The sequence below is a fragment of the Nocardia pseudovaccinii NBRC 100343 genome (assembly GCF_001613225.1).
GTDB classification, from domain to species: Bacteria; Actinomycetota; Actinomycetes; order Mycobacteriales; family Mycobacteriaceae; genus Nocardia; species Nocardia pseudovaccinii.
Genome location: NZ_BDBY01000049.1, coordinates 1 through 5,552, shown reverse-complemented (window position 1 = coordinate 5,552; position 5,552 = coordinate 1). Strand labels below are relative to the sequence as shown.

Sequence of the window (5,552 nt, the reverse complement as noted above, 5' to 3'; positions counted from 1 at the left end):
CTGTATTTCGAGAACTGCCGGGTGCCGGGTGACCGCATCGTCGGTGCCCCGGGCACCGGCTTCAAGACCGCGCTGCAGACCCTCGATCACACCCGCCCGACCATCGGCGCGCAGGCCGTCGGCATCGCGCAGGGCGCACTGGACGCCGCGATCGCCTACACCAAGGACCGCAAGCAGTTCGGCACCGCGATCGCCGACTTCCAGAACACCCAGTTCATGCTCGCCGATATGGCGATGAAGATCGAGGCCGCCCGTCTCATGGTCTACACCTCCGCGGCCCGCGCGGAGCGCGGCGAGAAGAACCTCGGCTTCATCTCCGCCGCCGCCAAGTGCTTCGCCTCGGATGTGGCCATGGAAGTCACCACCAACGCCGTGCAGCTCTTCGGCGGCGCGGGCTACACCACCGACTTCCCGGTGGAGCGAATGATGCGTGACGCCAAGATCACTCAGATCTACGAGGGCACCAACCAGATCCAGCGCGTCGTCATGTCGCGCGCACTGCTGCGGGGCTGATAGCGCATTCCGGCCGGGTGTTTATGCCGCTGCACCGAGCGGTGTGAACATCCGGCCTTTTGCGTTCCGGATGTCCGCTCATTTGGGTGCCGCGAATGTTCGATGAAATAATTTCGAAGCCGATCGGTTGTTTATTCGTGTCCTTAACTGGAGCAATTCGATACATTGCGCTGCACATTAGTCTTTGAAAGAGGCTAGACGCTAAGTTGCCTGGTAGAAGGCACAAATTAACGCTGCGAACCTCGATCGACGAGGTCGCGCTGGAAACGGTCTTCGTAAGTTTGTCGTCTTCGCGGGGATGTGCGTTACGCGTTTCCGAACACTATTTCGAACGCAAATTGAACCAATAAATCATTTGGCTCGTTTCCTGTTAAAGACGCCCGCAAAGGGTGGATACTCGACTTCGTAAACACGACGAGGTGGGGATATGGCCAAGATCGTAATCGGACCGCGGTCGGGGATGAATTGGGTCCCGCTGTCCACGCCGCCGACCGAGGGCGGCGATGCGGTACTGCGCGCATTGGTCACGGATGTCGAGGCGCATCACATCGAGCCCGAGGAGGTTACGGTCGACGCGACGCACGCACGGACCAACGGTAAACCGGTGCCCGTCGGACGGCATCGAAGTAACTGATCCGGGTGGTTGCTCATGTCGCACGGCCTGTCATCGGCACCGCCATCGCTTGACGCTGAAACTCAGGTTTTTCCGCTCTCGCCCGCGCAGCTGGGGATGTGGTACGCCCAGCAGCTGGATCCCGATGTGCCGCTCTACGAGGCGCAGTACCTCGAGATGTCCGGGCCGCTCGATCTCGACCTGCTGATCCGGGTCGGTCGCCAGGCCGCGCACGAGTTCGAATCGGGCGTGCTGCGGTTGATCGAAAAGGATGGTCGGCCATATCAAGTGGTCGACCATCGGATCGAGACGGAGGCCCGGTATCTGGACTTCCGCGCCGCGGCGGATCCGGATGCAGAGGCACTGCGTTGGATGCGCGCCGATGTGGCGGCGCCGATCGATCTGCTGCGGGATCGGCTCGCGATAACGGCGGTGCTGCGGGTCGGTGCCGACCGGGTGTTCATGTACGCGCGGGCTCATCACATTGTGGTGGACGGCTTTGGGTCGGTGACCGGGCTGTATCGGGTCGCCGAGCTGTACAACTCGGCGCTGGCCGGTGTCGAGCCACCGCCCGCGACAGCGGCGAGTCTGCGCGAGGTGCATGAATCCGAGATGAGCTATCGCTCGTCGACGCGATTCGCGACCGATGCGGCGTATTGGTCCGAGCGGATGGCGGACATACCGCAGCGGTGCAGTCTGGTGGATGCGGCGGCACCCGCACATCCGCTGGGGCGTCAGCATCGGATCGAGCTCTCGGAGCCGACGATCGCGCGGATGGAGACCGCCGCGGCGCGCTTCGGTGTCGGTTCGGCGGCATTGGCGATCGCGGCGCTCGCGCTGTATTACGCGCGGATGACCGGTGAGCGGGAGGTGGTGCTGAGCCTGCCGGTATCCGGGCGGACCAATGCGATGTTGCGGCGTTCGGGCGGCATGCTGGCCAATGTGGTGCCGTTGCGGATCGAGGTCTCCGCGGACAGTACGGTCGCCGATATCGTCGCGGCGGTGCGGCTCGAGGTGTCCGGTGCACTGCGGCACCAGCGGTATCGGCATGAGGAAATCCGGCACGGTGCGGACGATTCCGATGCCGCGGTACCGGGACGGGGGTTGGTCGGCCCGGTATTCAACATCATGTTGTTCCCGTCGGAAGTCGTTTTCACCGGTGTCCGAACCGCACTGCATGTATTGACGTCGGGGCCGATCGAGGACCTGTTCGTCAACCTGTATCAGCACGGCGCCAACAGTCCGATCCACGTCGACTTCACCGCCAATCCGCAGTTGTACGACGCGGATTCCCTGGCCCGGCACCACTATCGATTCATCGGACTGTTCGAGTCGATGCTCGCCGCGGAGCCGGATACGCCGGTCAGGGAGCTCGAATACTTCCTCGACGATGAGCGGCACCTGCTTCACGGGGTGCACGGGCCGAGGGTTTCGCCGGTGCGGTTGTTGCCCGAGGTGCTGGAGTCGGGGTTGCGGGCCGCGGCGGCCGACGCACCCGCGGTGGTATGTGGTGACCGGACGTTGTCGTATGCGGAACTGGATCGACTCTCGAATTCCTTGGCGCGCAAGCTGATCGGGCTCGGTGCGGGACCCGATATTCCGGTGTTGAGTGCGCTGCCTCGATCGATCGAGTCGGTGCTGGCGTTCTGGGGTGTGGCTCGATCGGGGGCGGCATTCGTGCCGATCGGGAACGGGAATCCGAGCGAGCGGGTGGCGCGGATGGCGGCGGAATGTGGTGCACGGCTGGGGATTACGGTGTCGACGCTGGTTCAGGGACTGCCCAGCGATGTGACATGGATCGTGCTCGATGCCGATGCCGATGCCGATGCCGATGCCGATGCCGATGCCGATGCCGATGCCGATGCCGATGCCGATGCGGGTTCGGACCTGCGTGGGGTCGTACGGCCGGAGCACGCGGCCTATGTCGTGTTCACTTCGGGTTCGACCGGTGTGCCGAAAGGGGTTGTGGTTACCCATGTCGGCTTGGCGGGACTGGTTGCGGCAGAGCGTTATTCGTTCTACTCGGGGCCGTGGGCGCGGGTATTGCACTGTTTGAACCCGAGTTTCGATGCCTCGTTACTGGAGTTGCTGCTGGCGTTCTCGGCGGGCGCGACATTGGTTGTCGCGGAGGGGGATCAGGCGGCCGGGAATGAATTGGCGCGGGTGATCCAGAACTTCGGCGTGACGCAGTTGTTTTCGACGCCCGCGGTTTTGGCGACGCTGCCCACCGATGCGTTGGACGGGGTGCATGCGGTGTCTTCCGGTGGCGAGAGTTGCCCGCCGGAGTTGGTGGCACGATTCGGGTCCGGGCGGACAATGCTGAATTCGTATGGGCCGACCGAGACCACGGTCGCGGTGACCTTCACGGATCGGTTGACACCGGCTCGGCCATCGGGATTGGGGCGTCCGGTGCCCGGGGTCGGGCTGTTGGTGCTGGATCGCTGGTTGCGGCCGGTTCCGATCGGGGTTGCGGGGGAGCTGTACATCGTCGGGGCCGGGCTTGCCAGGGGCTATGCGGGACGAATGGGCATAACAGCCGAACGCTTCGTGGCGAACCCCTTCGGGCCGAGCGGATCTCGGATGTATCGGACCGGCGACCTGGTTTGCTGGCAGCTGGAGCATCCGATCGATGCGGAGCACGATGGGGCGTCGGATCCGGTACTGGAATATCTGGGCCGCACGGATTTCCAGGTCAAGTTGCGCGGAATGCGGGTCGAGCCGGGTGAGGTCGACGCCGTGCTCGACATGCATCCCGGTGTCGAGATCGCGGTGACGGTACTGCGGCGCTCTGCTGCGGGCGGATCGATGTTGGCGTCGTATGTGGTTCCGGTCGACCACAGGGAACTGGATGTTTCGGATATCCGTGACTTCTGTGCCCACCGGCTGCCCGGACATCTGGTACCCGGATCGATTACCGTGCTCGACGCGCTGCCGTTGACCGGCAACGGCAAAATCGATCGTCGCGCCCTGCCGCAACCCGAGCCCATGGCGACCGAACCGGTGCATGCGGCGGGTACAGAGACCGAACGCGCGCTGTGCGCGATATTCGCGGAGATCCTCGGCACGCGGACCGTCGACGCGGAATCGTCCTTCTTCGCACTCGGCGGCGATTCGATCATGGCTATTCAGCTGGTGTCCAGGGCCCGCGCCGAAGGGCTGATCTTCGCGGCCCGTGCTGTTTTCGAGCATCCGACACCTGCCGACCTGGCCCGATTCGTCGCGGCACCAACAGGTCGCCCGATATTGCATGAACTGCCGGGTGCGGGCATCGGCCGGATACCCCGTACGCCCATCGTTTCCTGGCTGCTCGAACAGTCGACCGATACACGCGGCTTCGCCCAGTCGATGGTGCTCACCCTGCCCGTCGCCATCGAGCGAAACCCGTTGGTGCGCACCATACAAGCCGTCATCGATGGGCACGACGTCTTGCGCGCGGCGTTGGTGGATGGGGAACTCGAGGTGCGCCCGGTCGGGGCGGTCGACGCGGACACGCTGCTGGCCGTCGATTCCGAGACTTCTTCGGACGCGTCCGCTCGGGCTATCGCGGATGCGACGGATCGTCTCGATCCGGACCGCGGCCGAATGCTGGCCATGGTGTGGCTCGATGCCGGGCCGACGCGGGCCGGTCGCCTCGTCATGGTGGCGCATCACCTGGTCATCGACGCGGTGTCCTGGCGGATCGTGCTTGCCGATTTGATCACCGCATGGACGCAGATCACGGCGGGAGATGAGCCGGTACTGCCGCCGGTCGGCACGTCCATGCGAACGTGGGCACACGCTTTGGCCGTGGCCGCCGCCGATGATTCGGTGATCGAGGAGCTGGATTACTGGTGCGAGGTCCTCGCACCGCCGGATCCGCCGCTGCGACGTCGTCGCGAGGTTGCGCTCTCGCCGGGGGAGCGCGGTTATTGCGGCGATGCGATCGAGGTGCCGACGGGACGCAGTGACATTGCCGTCGATGTGCCGGATGTCCTCGACACGGAGCCGGAGAGCCTGGCCGACGAAACGCGGCGAGTCCGTGAGCGGATCGAGGTTCGGCTGCCCGTCGAGGTGACGAAGACGCTACTCGAGCGTTTGCCGGTGGCGTTGCGGTGTGGGGTGGAGGAGGCACTGTTGAGTGCCTTGGCGTGCGCGGTCACGCGGCGGCGGGGGGACCGAAGCCCGGTGCTGGTGAGCGTCGAGCGGCATGGGCGGGATGAGGGATTGGTGCCGGGAGCGGACCTTTCCCGGACGGTCGGGTGGTTCACCAGTCAGTTCCCGGTGCGGTTGGATGTCGGGGCGGCCGAGCCATTGACGGCATTGAAGGCCGTGAAGGAACAAGTGCGCGCGGTGCCCCGGGGCGGGGCCGGGTTCGGGCTATTGCGGTATCTGAATCCGATTGGGCGCGAGCGGTTGTCGTCCGCGCGACCGCGCATCGGGTTCAACT

At 64.9% G+C, this 5,552-nt stretch carries 3 protein-coding genes; all 3 read left to right on the top strand.

What is annotated here, in order from left to right; genetic code table 11:
• The coding region (locus NP3_RS06380; RefSeq protein WP_281197293.1) for an acyl-CoA dehydrogenase family protein at nt 1-513 on the top strand (513 nt) is incomplete at its 5' end.
• 427 nt (nt 514-940) lie between these two features.
• On the top strand, nt 941-1,147 hold the full coding sequence (locus NP3_RS06375) for a hypothetical protein (RefSeq protein ID WP_063038733.1): 207 nt from the start codon (nt 941-943) through the stop codon (nt 1,145-1,147).
• Nucleotides 1,148-1,162: 15 nt separating this feature from the next.
• On the top strand, nt 1,163-5,552 hold a 4,390-nt coding region (locus tag NP3_RS06370; RefSeq protein WP_157124155.1), incomplete at its 3' end, for a non-ribosomal peptide synthetase.

Bases quoted from the DNA above. Each gene is read 5' to 3' on its own strand.
- NP3_RS06375 (WP_063038733.1), top strand. From the start codon at position 941: ATGGCCAAGATCGTAATCGGACCGCGGTCGGGGATGAATTGGGTCCCG.